The sequence below is a fragment of the Streptomyces sp. AHA2 genome (genome assembly GCF_036857595.1).
Taxonomy (GTDB): domain Bacteria; phylum Actinomycetota; class Actinomycetes; order Streptomycetales; family Streptomycetaceae; genus Streptomyces.
In genome coordinates this window covers 313,520-327,954 of record NZ_JAUQWJ010000001.1, presented here as the reverse complement: position 1 = coordinate 327,954, position 14,435 = coordinate 313,520, and the positions used below count along the sequence as shown (strand labels likewise).

The following is a 14,435-nucleotide window of genomic DNA, read 5'->3' as shown; positions in this document are numbered from 1 at the left end:
AGGGGTGGGGTTCATGTCCGGGTACGAGCGCCCCGGGGGCGGGACGACGGTGCACGGCCACTGCGAGCCGCGGTTCGCCGCGGTGCGCCGGGCGTTCGAGGAGAACTTCCGCGAGCGGCAGGAGCTGGGCGCCGCCGTGGCCGTGGTCCTGGAGGGCCGGACGGTGGTGGATCTGTGGGGCGGCTGGGCCGACGCGGCGCACACCCGGCCGTGGGAGCGGGACACGCTGGTGAACGTGTGGTCCACGACCAAGGGACCGGTGGCCCTGTGCGCCCACGTCCTCGCCGACCGCGGTCTGCTGGACCTGGACGCGCCGGTGGCCGCGTACTGGCCCGAGTTCGCCGCGGCGGGCAAGGACAAGGTCTTGGTACGGCACCTGCTGTCCCACCGCGCCGGGCTGGCCGGACTGCGCGAGCCGCACTCGCTGGAGCAGCTGTGCGACTGGGAGCTGACCACGCAGCGGCTCGCGGCGACCGAGCCCTGGTGGGAGCCGGGTACCCGGTCCGGCTATCACGCGCTGACCTACGGGCATCTGGTCGGCGAGGTCGTGCGGCGCGTGTCGGGGCTGTCGCCCGGGGTGTTCCTGGAGCGGGAGGTGAGCGGACCGCTGGGCGCCGACTTCCGCATCGGCGTGGCGGACGAGGACTTCGGGCGGGTGGCGGAACTGGTTCAGCCGCCCGTGGCACCGGGCGGTGAGCGGGCGACCGCCTCCGCGCAGCCCGCGCCCGTGGTGATCGCCGCGCTGGCGAATCCGCCGGTGTCGGCCGCCGGGGCCAACTCGCCCGGCTGGCGGGCCGCCGAGATCCCCGCGGCGAACGGGCACGGCACCGCGCGTGCGGTCGCCGACCTGTACGCCGTCCTCGCGGGGCGGGGTGCCCACCGGGGCCTGCGCCTGCTGTCGCCGGAGGCGGCCGAGCGGGTGCGGGAGGGGCAGGGCCGGTGCCTCGACCTGGTCCTGGGCGCCGGGCTGGGCGGCGAGACGGAGGCCGGGCTGGGGCTGTGGCTGAGCGGCCCGGAGGGCTCCTACGGGCCCAACCCGCGGGCCTTCGGCCATGACGGCTACGGCGGCTCGTGCGGCCTCGCCGATCCGGAGGCCGGAGTCGCCCTCGGGTACGTGATGAACCGTATGGGGCCGCACATCGTGGACGACCCGCGGAAGAGGGCTCTGGTCGAAGCCCTCTACGGCGCCCTGTGATCGCCGCGCAGGCGGGGACGGTCGCGCTCCGTGCCGCCCGGCCACCCCCCGGACGGCGTCCCTGCTTCCCCGGCCCGCCTCCCGGACGGCGCGCACGATTTCCGGATCGACGCGACTCTGGAGGGAACGGCTCTCCGACCGGCCCGGCGCGCTCCCGTTGCCGGCCCCCCACCGAGAGGAATCCTCACCGATGAGCACGTTCACCACCTCCGACGGAACCGAGATCTACTACAAGGACTGGGGCACGGGCCGGCCCGTGGTGTTCAGCCACGGCTGGCCGCTGAACGCCGACGCCTGGGACGGGCAGGCGCGGCTCGTCGCCGAGCACGGCTTCCGCGCGGTGGCGCACGACCGCCGCGGGCACGGCCGCTCGGGCCAGCCGTGGCAGGGCAACCACATGGACCGGTACGCCGACGACCTGGCCGAACTGATCGAGGCGCTGGACCTGCGCGAAGCGGTCCTGGTGGGTCACTCGACGGGCGGCGGCGAGGTGACCCGCTACATCGGGCGGCACGGCACTGAGCGGGTCTCCAAGGTCGTGCTGCTGGGCGCGGTGCCGCCGCTGATGCTGCGCACGGAGGACAACCCGGAGGGCACGCCGAAGGACGTCTTCGACGGCATCCGCGCGGGCGTGGAGTCCGACCGGTCGCAGTTCTACTGGGACCTGAGCGAGAGCTTCTACGGCTTCAACCGGCCCGGTGCGGCCGTGTCGGAGGGCATGCGCCGGCAGTTCTGGCTGTGGAGCATGCAGGTGGGACTGAAGGGCGCCTACGACTGCGTCGCGCAGTTCTCGGAGACCGACTTCACCGAGGACCTGGCGCGGATCGACGTCCCGACGCTCGTGGCGCACGGCGACGACGACCAGATCGTGCCGATCGGCGCCGCCGCGCACCGCACGGCCAAGCTGGTCGAGAACGCGACCCTGAAGGTCTACCCGGGCGCCCCGCACGGCCTGGTGGGCGACTACGAGAAGGCCTTCAACGACGATCTGCTGAACTTCCTGCGCGGCTGACCGGTCCCGGGGCGCGGGCCACGACCAGGCGCGCCCCCGGGCTGCCGTCCGGTCGTCGCCCGAGCCCGGGCAGCGCCCGCAGTTCCACCGCGAAACCCGCGCGCCTCAGTTCGCGGCGCACGTCGCCGAGGCGGAAGGCGCGGTAGTACATGACGAAGGGGGGACGCCACAGCGCGTTGCGCACGCGCATCACCGTGTCGAAGCCGAGCAGCGTCCAGTAACCGAGGGAGCCCGGGCGGGGCGGGGCGAGGACCGGGAACGCGAAGCTGCCGCCCGGCCTCAGCACGGACCGCACCTGGGTGAACAGGCCGGGCAGTTCGCGCGGCAGGAAGTGCCCGAAGGCACCGAAGCTCACGACCAGGTCGAAGGCGGCCGCGAAGGGCAGGGCGCGGGCGTCGGCGCGGACCCAGGACACCGGTGGGCCCGCGGGGCCGGTGCGGGCGCGCGCGACGGTCAGCATGCCCGCGCTGAAGTCGACGCCGGTGACGCGTTCCCGGCACACCTCGGCCAGTACGCCGACGCCCGCCCCGGTGCCGCAGCACAGGTCGAGCCCGGTGCCGTAGGGCCCGGTGCGCCGCAGGGCGGCGGCCACGGCGTCGAGGATCGCGTCGGGCGTCCGGAAGGGGGTGTGGTCGAACTTCGGCGCGAGCAGGTCGTAGCCGCGCTCCACGGACGACAGCGCCTGGACGGCGAGTTCGCGCGGGGTGGGACCTTCGGGGCCGAACATCGGCTCAGCCCGGGAGAGCGCGCTGCCGCAGGGCGGTCAGTACGCGGTCGCACCAGCGGAGGTTGTCCTCCTCGAAGGAGATGCCTCCCATGAGGGTGAGGTAGGGGCCGATGCGGTCGGCCTCGCGCAGGTACTCCTCCTCGGTGCGGCCGGCCAGGAGGCGTTCGCGCACGCGCTGGTAGCGGGCCAGCTTGCCGCGGGCCCACTCCCGTCGCTCCTCGACCAGGGCGCGGGTCGCCCCGGGGTCCACGCCGTCGTCCATGGCCTGGATCTTGATGAGGAGTTCGTCGCGGATGGCGGTGGGCCGTCTCGGCGGCGTGGCGGAGAAGGCCCGCAGGTCCCGGCGGCCTTCCTCGGTGAGGGTGAACATCCTCTTGTCCGGCCGCCGATCCTGGCGCACGACCCGTGCCTCGATCAGGCCGTCCCGGGCGAGCCGCTCCAGTTCCCGGTAGAGCTGCTGGGGTGTGGCGGCCCAGAAGTTCGCCAGGGACACGTCGAACAGCTTGGACAGCTCGTAACCGGACGCCTCGCCCTCCAGCAGGGCGGCCAGGACGGCGTACTTGAGGGACATGTGGACACCGTACCAAGGGTTGACTACTCTATTACGCACCTAATCAACTAATTGACCAAGGCGGCTTGAGATGCGTGCATTCCGTGAGGCGATCGAAGCCCTCGACCTCGACGCCGCCGAGGCGCTGCTGGCGCCGGACGTCGTGTTCACCAGCCCGGTCGTGTTCAAGCCCTACGCCGGGAAGGCGATCACGGCCGCGATCCTGCGCGCGGTCTCCGGCGTCTTCGAGGACTTCCGCTACGTGCGGGAGATCAATGACGAGCACGGCCGGGACCACGCCCTGGTCTTCACCGCGCGGGTGGGTGACCGGCAGATCCAGGGCTGCGACTTCATCCACGTCGACGAGCACGGTCTCATCGACGAGTTCACCGTGATGGTGCGCCCGTTGTCGGGTGCCCAGGCGCTCGCCGCCGCCATGGGCGCGCAGTTCGACCGCATCGCGGAGGACGCCCGGGCCCGCTCCGTGTGAACGAGCGGGCGCGTACGCCGAGTCAGCGCGTCCGGCCGCCGGGCACGGCCCGTTCGCGGTTGGATGTCCTCATGACGTCCGCCGAGCACGACCGGCTGATGCGGGCCAACCAGGCGAACTGGGACGCCCGCACACCCGTCCATCTCGCCAGCCGCTTCTACGGCCTCGACCAGGACCTCGACCCCGAGCGCTGGTTCGCCCCGTTCGAGTGGGAGGACCTCGGTGACGTGGCCGGGCGGGACGTGCTGCACCTCCAGTGCCATCTGGGCACGGAGACCCTGGCCTTCGCCCGGCGCGGGGCCCGGACCGTGGGACTTGACTTCTCGGAGGCGTCCGTCGCGGCCGCGACCGGCATCGCCGAGCGGGCCGGCGCGGACGTGCGGTACCTGCGGGCGAACGTGTACGACGCCGTGGGCGCCCTGGACGGGCGGCAGTTCGACGTGGTGTACACCGGCAAGGGCGCCCTGTGCTACCTGCCCGACCTGGAGCGGTGGGCGCGGACCGTGACCCGGCTGCTGCGGCCGGGCGGCCTGTTGTACGTGGTCGAGTTCCATCCCCTGCTCAACGCCCTCGGTCCCGAACCCGGGCCCGGCGAGGGCCCGGAGCTGCTGCTGCGCCACGACTGCCTGGGCGGCGGGCCCGTGCACCGTGACGCCACCCACACCTACACGGACGGCCCACCGGTCCGGGGCGCCACCGACAGCTACGAGTGGATGCACGGAACGGGCGAGGTCGTCACCGCGTTGGCGACAGCGGGACTGACCGTGCGGCGGCTGCGCGAGACCGAGGAACTGCCCTGGCCGCGCTGGCCGCAGATGGTCCGGACGGAGTCCGGCTGGTGGCGGCTGCCCGCGCCGCGGATTCCCCTGCTGTACGGGCTGTCCGCCGTCCGCTGAGCCACGGCCCCTCCCCGGCGCCCCGCCGGGTGGCAGCCTGCGAACAGCACTCGTGCACGCCCCTCTTCGTGGGCGCCGGTGCGGTTCTCACATCCTCCTCCCTTCCTTCGCAGCACTGCCGTAGGTGCGCCGATGCGCCCGGGTGCTGTGTCTGTCGCCGCCTCGAGGGCGCTCCACGTCCTGTCCTCGCGGCCCTCTCCCCCTCTCGCGCATGTCTCATGACGTCCGTCCGTGAAAGGACACCCCACGATGACGACCACACTCGACACCACGGCCGTCCGGCCGCGCCCCGGGAACCGGACCGTTGCCGGCGTCCTCGACGTCGACTCCGGCGGGAAGGGGCACCTGCGCGGCCCCGACTGCCTGCCCGCCCCGGCCGACCCCGCCGTCTCCCCCGCCCTGATCCGCCGGTACGGCCTGCGCAGGGGCGACTTCGTCGAGGGTCCCCCCGGCGACCGCCGGGGCCTAGGCGACGTCGTACGGATCGACGGCCGCGCACCGGCACACGTGCGGGACCGCCGCCACTTCCGGGACCTCACGCCCCTCCACCCCCACCGGCGGTTGCCCTCGGAGCACCCGGCCGCCGGCCTCGCCGGCGGTTGCGCTCGGAGCACCCGGCCGCCGGCCTCGCCGGGCGGGTCGTCGACCTGATCGCACCGGTCGGCAGAGGCCGGCGCGGACTGCTCGTGGCCCCGCCGAAGACCGGCAAGACGGTGCTCCTGCAGCAAGTCGCCGCGGCGGTCACCGGCAACCACCCCGAGTGCCGGCTGATGGTGCTGCTGCTCGACGAGCGGCCCGAGGAGGTCACCGACATGCGGCGCGCCGTACGGGGCGAGGTCTACGCCTCGACGTTCGACCGGAGCCCCCGGCAGCACATCGCGCTCGCGGAGCTGGTGATCGAGCGCGCCGAGCGGCGCGTCGAGGCCGGCGAGGACGTGGTCGTGCTGCTCGACTCGCTGACCCGGCTGTGCAGGGCGTACAACAACGCGGCCGCCTCCGGTGGCCGCACCCTCAGCGGCGGAGTCGACGCCTCGGCGCTGACCGGGCCGAAGCGTTTCTTCGGCGCTGCGCGGGCCGCCGAGGAGGGCGGCTCCCTCACGGTCCTGGCCACCGCGCTGGTGGCAACCGGCTCACGGGCCGACGACTTCTACTTCGAGGAACTCGAGAGCACCGGGAACATGGAGCTCCGCCTGAGCCGGGACCCGGCCTCCCACCGCCTCTTCCCGGCCGTCGACATCACCCTCTCGGGCACCCGGCGCGAGGAACTCCTGCTGGGACCCGAAGAGTTGGCGGCCGTGCGGGGTCTGCGCCGGGTGCTGGGCGACCGTGACGGGCGAAACGGCCTGGAGACCCTTCTGGAGCGGATGCGCGAGACGCCGGACAACGCCGCCTTGCTGCGGCCCATCCGGCCCACCCTGCCCGTGTGACGCCGGCAGCCGTGCAACGGGTCTCCTTTTGGCGGGTCGCCTCCGTCCGGCTGCCTCCATCCGGGTGCCGGCACGGGGCGTACGGCCCCGTCGGCCGCCCCGGAGCGCCGGTTCGTTTCTACGTTGATTCGTATGATCATCGGATTCTCCTTGAGGCTGGCCGTATCGGCGGGCGCGCTGTGTGCGGCGGGCCTGATGGTCCTGATGCCCGCCGCGGCTGCCGACACCGGACGGGCGCAACCGACGGCCCCACCGGCCGGGCCGAAGGCCGCCGCCCCGCTCCCGTCGCTGCTGCACCGGCCCGGTGTCCAGGTGCGCCCGCGCGCCGGGGTGCCCCACCTGCCGAAGGTCTCGGCGCTGTCCTGGCTGGTGGCCGACGCCCGGACCGGTGAGGTGCTCGCGGCCCACAACGCGCACCGCAGGCTTCCCCCGGCCAGCACGCTCAAGACGCTGTTCGCCCTCACGGTGCTGCCCTCGCTCCCGGCGGGCGTCCGGCACACCGTCCGCGCGGAGGAGCTGCGGGGCATCGGCGCCGGCAGCAGCCTGGTCGGGGTCGCCGAGGGGCGCACGTACCGGGTCGACGACCTGTGGCGCGGTGTCTTCCTGAACTCGGGCAACGACGCCGTGCACGTCCTGGCCGAGCTCAACGGCGGCTGGCAGGCCACGGCGCAGCGGATGCAGGCCAAGGCACGCTCGCTCGGCGCCTTCGACACCCGCGTGGTGTCCCCCGACGGTTACGACGCCCCGGGCCAGGTGTCGTCCGCGTACGATCTGGCGCTCTTCGGCCGGACGGGGCTGCGCAACCCCGACTTCGCCCGCTACTGCGCCACGGTGGAGGCCCGGTTCCCGGGGGCCGGCGGGTCCTACGCGATCCGCAACACCAACCGGCTGCTGAGCGGCGCCCACGGTGTGGAGCCCTACCGAGGGATGATCGGCATCAAGAACGGCTATACCAGCAAGGCCGGCAACACCCTGGTGGCGGCGGCGCGCCGGGACGGCCGCACGCTGGTCGTGACGGTGATGAACCCGCAGGAGGGTGGCAGCTCGGCCGTCTACGAGGAAGCCCGCACCCTGCTGGACTGGGGTTTCCGCTCGGCGGGGCGGGTGGAGGCCGTCGGCTCGCTCGGCGCCCCGCGGCCCGCGGCGCGGGCCGCCACGACAGCGCCCGCCGTGGTCGCCGCCGTGTCGCAGGAGCCGGGCTCCGCCTGGACCTCGGCGGTCCTCATCGCGGGGGCGGCCGGGACGGGAGCCGCGGTCGTCGTGCTGGTGCTGCGCATCCCCGTCCGCAGGAAGAGCCGGAACTGACCGGCCGGCGACCACGGTTGCGGGCCGGGGAGGCGGCGGGAGGCGCCCGTCCCCGGCCCGGCGGCCCCTCGGCCGGCCCGCAGGCACCACGAGGGCAGCGCGAGCACCCGGCGGGAGGGACCCCGGCCGGAGGAGGTTCAGAACACCGACAGGCCGGTCAGGGTCGTGAAGCGGTCCAGGGCCGCCACCCCGGCGACCGAGTTGCCCCGCTCGTCCAGGCCCGGGCTCCACACGCACAGGGTGCAGCGGCCCGGGACCACCGCGACGATGCCGCCACCCACGCCGCTCTTGCCGGGCAGGCCCACCCGGTAGGCGAAGTCACCGGCCGCGTCGTACGTCCCGCAGGTCAGCATGATCGCGTTGATCTGCTTGGCCTGGCTGCGGGTCAGCAGTCGGGTGCCGTCGGCGCGGATGCCGTGCCGGGCGAGGAAGCCCGCGGCCAGGGCCAGATCGGCGCAGGACGCCGCGATCGAGCACTGGCGGAAGTACTGCTCCAGGAGCGTGGGCACCGGGTTGTCGACGTTGCCGTAGGACGCCATGAAGTGGCCGAGGGCCGCGTTGCGGTCGCCGTGGGCGGACTCGGAGGCCTCGACGGCGCGGTCGAAGGTCAGGTCCGGGTTGCCGCTCTCCGCCCGCAGGAACGCCAGCAGTTCCCCCGAGGCGTCACCGGTGCGGGTGTGCAGCCGGTCGGTGACGACCAGCGCGCCCGCGTTGATGAAGGGGTTGCGCGGGATGCCGTTCTCGTACTCCAGCTGCACCAGCGAGTTGAACGGGTTGCCGGACGGCTCGCGGCCCACGTGCTCCCACAGGGCGTCGCCCTCGCGGGCCAGGTCCAGGGCGAGGGTGAAGAGCTTGGTGATCGACTGCGCGGAGAACGGCTCGCGCCAGTCCCCCACGCCGTACACCGTTCCGTCCGGCTCGGCCACGGCCATGCCGAAACGCCGCGGGTCGCAGGCGGCGAGCGCCGGGATGTAGTCCGCGGGCCGGCCGCGGCCGGGCGTCCGCTCGATCTCCTCGGCGATGCGCTCCAGGACCGGCTGGAAGGTGGTCGGCGACGTCATGATCGTCATTGTCCCTCCCGGCCGGTCCGCTCGCGCGTCCGCCGGTCAGGCCGGCGCCGGGCCACTGCCGGCCAGCACCTCGGGGCGGAGCAGGTCCGCGAGCCGGTCGGCCGGCAACAGGCCCTTCTCCAGAACGAGTTCGGCCACGCCCCGGCCGGTGGCGAGCGCCTCCTTGGCGATGCCGGTGGCCGCCGTGTAGCCGATGTGCGGGTTGAGGGCGGTGACCAGGCCGATGGAGTTCTCCACACTCGCGCGCAGCGCCTCGGTGTTGGCGGTGATGCCGGCCACGCACCGCTCGGCGAGGGTCAGGCAGGCGTTGCGCAGGTGCGTGACGGACTCCGACAGGGAGTGCAGGATGATCGGCTCGAACGCGTTGAGCTGGAGCTGCCCGGCCTCGGCGGCCATGGTGATGGCGACGTCGTTGCCGATCACCTCGAAGGCGACCTGGTTGACCACCTCCGGGATCACCGGGTTGACCTTGCCCGGCATGATCGAGGAACCGGCCTGCACCGGCGGCAGGTTGATCTCCCCCAGTCCGGCGCGCGGCCCGGAGGACAGCAGCCGCAGGTCGTTGCAGCTCTTGGAGAGCTTCACCGCGATGCGCTTGAGCACCCCGGACATCTGGACGAACGCGCCGCAGTCCTGTGTCGCCTCGACCAGGTTGGCCGCCGTGACCAGGGGCAGGCCGGTGAGGGCGGAGAGGTGGCGGCGGGCCGACTCGGCGTATCCGGCGGGGGCGTTGAGGCCGGTGCCGATGGCGGTGGCGCCCAGGTTGATCTCGTGGATCAGCTCGACGGCCTCGGCGAGCCGGGCCCGGTCCTCGTCCAGCATGACGGCGTACGCCGAGAACTCCTGACCCAGCGTCATGGGGACCGCGTCCTGCAACTGGGTGCGGCCCATCTTCAGCACGTCGCGGAACTCGGCCGCCTTGGCCGCGAACGTGTCCTGCAGGACCGCCATCGCGTCGAGCAGCCCGCGCACCGCGAAGACCGTGGCGATCTTCACGGCGGTCGGGTAGACGTCGTTGGTGGACTGGCCGAGGTTGACGTCCTCGTTGGGGTGCAGGTGGCGGTAGTCGCCCTTGGCGTGGCCGAGCAGCTCCAGCGCCCGGTTGGCCACGACCTCGTTGGCGTTCATGTTGGTCGAGGTGCCGGCGCCGCCCTGGATGACGTCGACGACGAACTGGTCGTGCAGCTTGCCGTCGCGGATCTCCCGGCACGCCTCGACGATCGCGGCGGCCTTGCGGGGCTCCAGCAGGCCGAGTTCCTCGTTGGCGAGGGCGGCGGCCTCCTTCACCGCGGCCAGCGCGTCGACCAGGTGCGGGTAGGCGGAGATGGGGGTGCCCGTGATGGGGAAGTTCTCCGTGGCCCGCAGGGTGTGCACGCCCCAGTAGGCGTCGGCGGGAACGTCACGGTCGCCGAGCAGGTCGTGCTCGGAGCGGGTGGCGGCGGTCATGAGGGTGAGGGATCCCTTGTCTGAGGAACGGGGGTGGACGCGCGCCCCGTCAGGGGCGCGGGGAACTGCGCGCGCGGCTGCGGCGCGGCTGCCAGGCGGAGGGGCCGGCAGGTGCTCAGGCGCGGGCGGCACCGGCAGGAGACTCGAGCAGGGGGACGGGCCGCACGCGCCCGACCTCCCGCCCGCCCCCGAGCAGCGGCTCCCCCTCGAACCCCTTGAGCAGCTCGGGGTCGACGCCCGCCCGGGTCAATGCGGCGGCGGTCACCGGCACACGCGCCCGGTTCGCCCCGTCGGCGATCTTCACGGCGAGGGCCCGCCCGTCGGGCAGAGCGGCGACCTGGACGCCCTCGAAACCGTCCTTGGACAACAGCCCCGGTACGGCCCGCATCAGTGCGGCGACGTCCCGGCCGGAGCCGGAGGCCATCTCGGCGTGCTCGCGCATGGCGTCGGCGACGCGGGCCTCGGGCGTGCCCGGGGCGGCCGTGACGATCCGGGCGGTGGCCCGGGCCAGTCCGTGCAGGGAGACGGCGAACAGGGGCGCGCCGCAGCCGTCGACGCTCACCCGGGCGACGCGCTGCCCGGTGAGGTCCTCGACGATCTCGGCGACTGCCTGCTGGAGGGGGTGGGCCGGGTCGAGGTAGGTCTCCAGCGGCCAGCCGTTGAGGGCGCAGGTGTAGAGCATGGCGGCGTGCTTGCCGGAGCAGTTCTGCGCGAGCCGTGAGGGCAGCCGGCCCGCGCGCACCCAGGCGTCCCGGACGGCCGGGTCGAAGGGCATGTCGGGGACGTTGCGCAGGTGGTCCTCGGTGAGTCCGGCGAGTTCGAGGATGCGCCGGGCGCCGGCGAGGTGGCGTTCCTCGCCGGAGTGGCTGGCCGCGGCCAGCGACAGCAGCTCGCCTTCCAGCGGGAGTCCGGCCCGCACCATGGCGACGGCCTGGACGGGCTTGATCGCGGAGCGAGGGTAGAAGGCGGCCTCCGTGTCTCCGATCCGGAGCGTGGCCTTCCCGCCGGGGTCGAGGACGACGACGGAGCCGTGGTGGACGCCTTCGACGATCCCGTCGCGTACGACGTGGGCGACGGGGGCGTGGGCGGGTTCGCGGACAAGGGGTGCGTCCGCGGGGGAACTGCTGAACATCACTGCCTGCTTCTCGTGGAACGGCACGCCGGTCACGTGCCGGATCCGGTGGTGGACGTGCGGGCGATACGGCCGCGGACGGCGAACCATCCGGCGACCAGGGCCCCGGCGATCAGCGGCAGGCACAGCACGGTGGTGCGTCCGGCGCCGCCGTCGGCGTACATGAGGACCAGGACGGAGGCGAGGAAGGCCAGCGTCACGATCTCGGTCCAGGGGGATCCCGGGAGCCGGTAGCCCGGGCGGGTCAGCTCGCCCTCGCGGGTCTTCCGCCAGAAGACGAGGTGACAGATCATGATCATGCCCCAGGTGGCGAGGATGCCGAGGGCGGCGAAGTTCAGCACGATCTCGAACGCCTCGGCGGGCACGACGAAGTTGAGGCCGACGCCGAGCACGCAGACGCCGCTGGTGAGCAGGATGCCCCCGTAGGGGACCTGGCTGCGGCTCATCACGGAGGTGAACTTCGGCGCGGACCCGGCCATGGCCATGGAGCGCAGGATGCGTCCGGTGGAGTACAGGCCGGAGTTGAGGGAGGACATGGCGGCGGTGAGGACGACCAGGTTCATCACGCCGCCGGCCGCCGGGACCCCGATGTTGGACAGCACCGTGACGAAGGGGCTCTCCCCGGCGGTGTACCTGTTCCAGGGCAGCAGCATCGACAGCAGGACGACGGAGCCGACGTAGAACAGGGCGACGCGCCACATGATCGAGTTGATCGCCTTCGGCATGATCTTCTCGGGGTTCTCGGTCTCGCCGGCCGCGACGCCGACCAGCTCGACGGAGGCGTAGGCGAACACGACGCCCTGGATGATCAGCAGCATGGGCAGCAGGCCGTGCGGGAAGAGCCCGCCGTGGTCGCCGATCAGGGACGGGCCCGGGCTGTGGCCGTCGACGGGGTGCTGGGTGACCAGCAGGAAGATGCCGATGCACATGAAGACGACGAGGGCGCCCACCTTGACGATCGCGAACCAGAACTCCAGCTCGCCGAAGATCCTCACGGAGATCAGGTTCACGGTGAGCACCACGGCGAGCGCGACCAGGGCGATCACCCACTGCGGGATGTCGGAGAACATGCCCCAGTAGTGGGTGTACGTGGCGACGGCGGTGATGTCGGCGATGCCGGTGGTCGCCCAGTTCAGGAAGTACATCCAGCCCGCGGTGTAGGCGCCCTTCTCCCCCAGGAACTCGCGGGCGTAGGAGACGAACGCGCCGGAGGAGGGCCGGTACAGCACGAGTTCGCCGAGAGCGCGCACGACGAGGAAGGCGAACAGTCCGCAGACCGCGTAGGCGATGAAGAGGGAGGGGCCGGCGTCGGCGAGGCGGCCGCCGGCGCCGAGGAAGAGGCCCGTGCCGATGGCGCCGCCGATGGCGATCATGTTGACGTGCCGGGACTTCAGGGACTTGCTGTACCCGGCGTCACCGGCGTCGACATGGCTGGAACGTTTCTGCACCTCGTCGTGCAGGGACTGCTCGCTCAACGCTCGGCTCCGCCTTCCGTGGGGGCGTCCTGCGTGCGCGGTGGGCGCACGATGTCGGTGAGGGTCGTCTCGACGCGGTCGAGGTGGTGGGCCATGGCCGCGACCGCGTCGTCCTCGCTGCCGTCGGTCAGCGCCTCGACGATCGCGCGGTGCTCGCGGTTGGACTGCTCGCGGCGGCCGCCCAGTTCGTTGAGGAAGGCCGACTGGCGGGCCAGCGCGTCCCGGATCTCCTCGATGACCCGCCGGAAGACCGGGTTCTGCGCCGCCTCGGCGACGGCGAGGTGGAACAGCGTGTCCATCGCGACCCAGGCGGTGGTGTCCGTCTCCCGCTCCATCCGGTCCATCAGATGGGCCAGGTGGTCCAGGTTCTCGGGGGTGCGGCGCAGGGCCGCGTAGCCGGCGACGGGGATCTCCACGTGGCGGCGCACCTCCATCAGGTCGCTGGCCGAGTAGTCGCCGAAGGTCGGGTCCTCGACGGCGCTGGCGACGACGAAGGTGCCCTTGCCGGTGCGGGAGACGGTCAGGCCCATGGTCTGCAGGGCCCGGAGCGCCTCGCGCAGCACGGGCCGGGAGACCTCGAGGGTGCGGCACAGCTCGGCCTCGGAGGGCAGCTTGTCGCCGATGGCGTACTCGCCCCGTTCGATGGCACCCCGAAGGTGTGCCAGCACCGCTTCCATGGCGCTGACGCGCCGCACGGGCTGTCCGGCTGTCCGGCTGTCTGACAGGTTCACGGGAGAGATACTCCGGGCCGACGGCTCGCGCTGTCAAGAGCCGGCCCGCGCTGCCCCGCGGTCACCCGGGTGCTCCTCGCCCCGGTGCCGCGGTCGGCGCGCGGCGGCCGGCGCTCAGCTGCTCAGCACACCCGTCCCGAGCAGGCCGAACAGCAGCACGCCCACGACGATCCGGTAGACCACGAAGGCGTTGAAGGAGTGCTTGGCGACGAACTTCAGCAGCCAGGCGATGGACGCGTACGCCACGGCGAACGACACGGCCGTGCCCACGGCGAGGGGGGCCGCGCCCACACCCGTGCCCAGGGCGTCCTTCAGCTCGTACAGGCCGGCACCGGTCAGGGCCGGGATGCCGAGGAAGAAGGAGAGCCGCGTGGCGGCGACCCGGTCCAGGTCGAGGAGCAGCGCCGTGGACATCGTGGCGCCGGAGCGGGAGAAGCCGGGGAAGAGCAGGGCGAGGATCTGCGAGCCGCCGACGAGCATGGCGTCCCTGAGGCCGGTGTCGTCCTCGCCGCGCTTGTGGCGGCCCGCCCGGTCCGCCGCCCACATCACGCCGCTGCCCGCGATCAGCGAGCCGGCCACGACCCACAGCGAGGCGAGCGGCCCCTTGAGGAGCGGCTCGGCGGCGAGCCCGACGGCGACGACCGGGAGGGTCGCGAAGACGACCCACCAGGCGAACCTGTAGTCGTGGTGGTACCGCTGCTCGGGGTCGCGCAGACCCCTCCCCCAGGCGGCGGCGATCCGCACGATGTCCTCGGCGAAGTACACGAGCACGGCGGCGATGGCGCCGACCTGGACGACGGCCGAGAAGCCGACCACGGCGTCGTCGTCCACGGGGATGCCCATGAGCCCCTCGACGATCTTCAGGTGACCGGTCGAGGAGACGGGCAGGAACTCGGTCACCCCTTCGACGGCTCCGAGGACGACGGCCTGACCGATGCTGATGACGCTCATGGGATCCGGTTCTGCTCGGGGGTGGAGG

The 14,435-nt window shown here is 73.0% G+C and carries 13 protein-coding genes and 1 pseudogene; 6 read left to right on the top strand and 8 right to left on the bottom strand.

The genetic code is table 11. The features are described from left to right. Positions 1-13: 13 nt before the first annotated feature. Positions 14-1,195 (top strand): serine hydrolase domain-containing protein, encoded by a 1,182-nt coding sequence (locus Q5694_RS01535; RefSeq protein WP_333930109.1) that lies wholly within the window; start codon positions 14-16, stop codon positions 1,193-1,195. A 190-nt stretch (positions 1,196-1,385) separates the two neighbouring features. Next, complete coding sequence (locus Q5694_RS01530; RefSeq protein WP_333930108.1) at positions 1,386-2,207, top strand: alpha/beta fold hydrolase; 822 nt, start codon at positions 1,386-1,388, stop codon at positions 2,205-2,207. Here Q5694_RS01530 and Q5694_RS01525 read toward each other — a convergent pair. After that, complete coding sequence (locus Q5694_RS01525) at positions 2,173-2,934, bottom strand: class I SAM-dependent methyltransferase (RefSeq protein WP_333930107.1); 762 nt, start codon at positions 2,932-2,934, stop codon at positions 2,173-2,175. The two genes, Q5694_RS01530 and Q5694_RS01525, sit on opposite strands and share 35 nt — an antisense overlap. A 4-nt stretch (positions 2,935-2,938) precedes the next feature. Beyond that, positions 2,939-3,505, bottom strand: coding sequence for a PadR family transcriptional regulator (locus tag Q5694_RS01520; protein ID WP_333930106.1), 567 nt, complete (start codon positions 3,503-3,505; stop codon positions 2,939-2,941). Between the two features lie 70 nt (positions 3,506-3,575). Between Q5694_RS01520 and Q5694_RS01515 the strand changes: the two genes are divergently transcribed. The 4 genes and pseudogenes from Q5694_RS01515 to Q5694_RS01500 all read left to right on the top strand — a co-directional run bounded on the left by Q5694_RS01515 (position 3,576) and on the right by Q5694_RS01500 (position 7,602). Further along, positions 3,576-3,974, top strand: coding sequence for a nuclear transport factor 2 family protein (locus Q5694_RS01515; RefSeq protein WP_333930105.1), 399 nt, complete (start codon positions 3,576-3,578; stop codon positions 3,972-3,974). A gap of 71 nt (positions 3,975-4,045) precedes the next feature. Continuing rightward, the gene (locus Q5694_RS01510; RefSeq protein WP_333930104.1) at positions 4,046-4,870 is read left to right on the top strand and encodes a class I SAM-dependent methyltransferase; all 825 of its coding nucleotides are present in this window, start codon (positions 4,046-4,048) and stop codon (positions 4,868-4,870) included. A 249-nt stretch (positions 4,871-5,119) separates the two neighbouring features. Continuing rightward, a pseudogene (rho, locus tag Q5694_RS01505) lies at positions 5,120-6,297 on the top strand (transcription termination factor Rho). A 132-nt stretch (positions 6,298-6,429) separates the two neighbouring features. Continuing rightward, complete coding sequence (locus Q5694_RS01500; protein WP_333930103.1) at positions 6,430-7,602, top strand: D-alanyl-D-alanine carboxypeptidase family protein; 1,173 nt, start codon at positions 6,430-6,432, stop codon at positions 7,600-7,602. Between the two features lie 137 nt (positions 7,603-7,739). Here the strand turns inward: Q5694_RS01500 and Q5694_RS01495 are convergent, their stop codons facing one another. The 6 genes from Q5694_RS01495 to Q5694_RS01470 all read right to left on the bottom strand — a co-directional run bounded on the left by Q5694_RS01495 (position 7,740) and on the right by Q5694_RS01470 (position 14,407). Then, on the bottom strand, positions 7,740-8,672 hold the full coding sequence (locus Q5694_RS01495; RefSeq protein ID WP_333930102.1) for a glutaminase: 933 nt from the start codon (positions 8,670-8,672) through the stop codon (positions 7,740-7,742). 36 nt (positions 8,673-8,708) lie between these two features. Beyond that, positions 8,709-10,118, bottom strand: a complete 1,410-nt coding sequence (gene aspA, locus Q5694_RS01490) for an aspartate ammonia-lyase (protein ID WP_333930101.1) — start codon at positions 10,116-10,118, stop codon at positions 8,709-8,711. 115 nt (positions 10,119-10,233) lie between these two features. Then, the gene (locus tag Q5694_RS01485) at positions 10,234-11,250 is read right to left on the bottom strand and encodes an asparaginase (protein WP_333930554.1); all 1,017 of its coding nucleotides are present in this window, start codon (positions 11,248-11,250) and stop codon (positions 10,234-10,236) included. A gap of 32 nt (positions 11,251-11,282) precedes the next feature. Further along, positions 11,283-12,725 (bottom strand): amino acid permease, encoded by a 1,443-nt coding sequence (locus tag Q5694_RS01480; protein ID WP_333930100.1) that lies wholly within the window; start codon positions 12,723-12,725, stop codon positions 11,283-11,285. Then, a complete protein-coding gene (locus tag Q5694_RS01475; protein WP_333930553.1) occupies positions 12,722-13,402 on the bottom strand; it encodes a FadR/GntR family transcriptional regulator in 681 nt (226 codons plus the stop codon). Before Q5694_RS01475 ends, Q5694_RS01480 begins: the two co-directional genes overlap by 4 nt. A 168-nt stretch (positions 13,403-13,570) precedes the next feature. Beyond that, positions 13,571-14,407, bottom strand: a complete 837-nt coding sequence (locus tag Q5694_RS01470) for an undecaprenyl-diphosphate phosphatase (RefSeq protein ID WP_333930099.1) — start codon at positions 14,405-14,407, stop codon at positions 13,571-13,573. Positions 14,408-14,435 lie beyond the last annotated feature (28 nt).

Excerpts from the sequence above, each read along its gene's own strand:
- Q5694_RS01535 (WP_333930109.1), top strand. The coding sequence starts at position 14 with ATGTCCGGGTACGAGCGCCCCGGGGGCGGGACGACGGTGCACGGCCAC.
- Q5694_RS01530 (WP_333930108.1), top strand. The coding sequence starts at position 1,386 with ATGAGCACGTTCACCACCTCCGACGGAACCGAGATCTACTACAAGGAC.
- Q5694_RS01525 (WP_333930107.1), bottom strand. The coding sequence starts at position 2,934 with ATGTTCGGCCCCGAAGGTCCCACCCCGCGCGAACTCGCCGTCCAGGCG.
- Q5694_RS01520 (WP_333930106.1), bottom strand. The coding sequence starts at position 3,505 with ATGTCCCTCAAGTACGCCGTCCTGGCCGCCCTGCTGGAGGGCGAGGCG.
- Q5694_RS01515 (WP_333930105.1), top strand. The coding sequence starts at position 3,576 with ATGCGTGCATTCCGTGAGGCGATCGAAGCCCTCGACCTCGACGCCGCC.
- Q5694_RS01510 (WP_333930104.1), top strand. The coding sequence starts at position 4,046 with ATGACGTCCGCCGAGCACGACCGGCTGATGCGGGCCAACCAGGCGAAC.
- Q5694_RS01500 (WP_333930103.1), top strand. The coding sequence starts at position 6,430 with ATGATCATCGGATTCTCCTTGAGGCTGGCCGTATCGGCGGGCGCGCTG.
- Q5694_RS01495 (WP_333930102.1), bottom strand. The coding sequence starts at position 8,672 with ATGACGATCATGACGTCGCCGACCACCTTCCAGCCGGTCCTGGAGCGC.
- aspA (WP_333930101.1), bottom strand. The coding sequence starts at position 10,118 with ATGACCGCCGCCACCCGCTCCGAGCACGACCTGCTCGGCGACCGTGAC.
- Q5694_RS01485 (WP_333930554.1), bottom strand. The coding sequence starts at position 11,250 with ATGTTCAGCAGTTCCCCCGCGGACGCACCCCTTGTCCGCGAACCCGCC.
- Q5694_RS01475 (WP_333930553.1), bottom strand. The coding sequence starts at position 13,402 with ATGGAAGCGGTGCTGGCACACCTTCGGGGTGCCATCGAACGGGGCGAG.
- Q5694_RS01470 (WP_333930099.1), bottom strand. The coding sequence starts at position 14,407 with ATGAGCGTCATCAGCATCGGTCAGGCCGTCGTCCTCGGAGCCGTCGAA.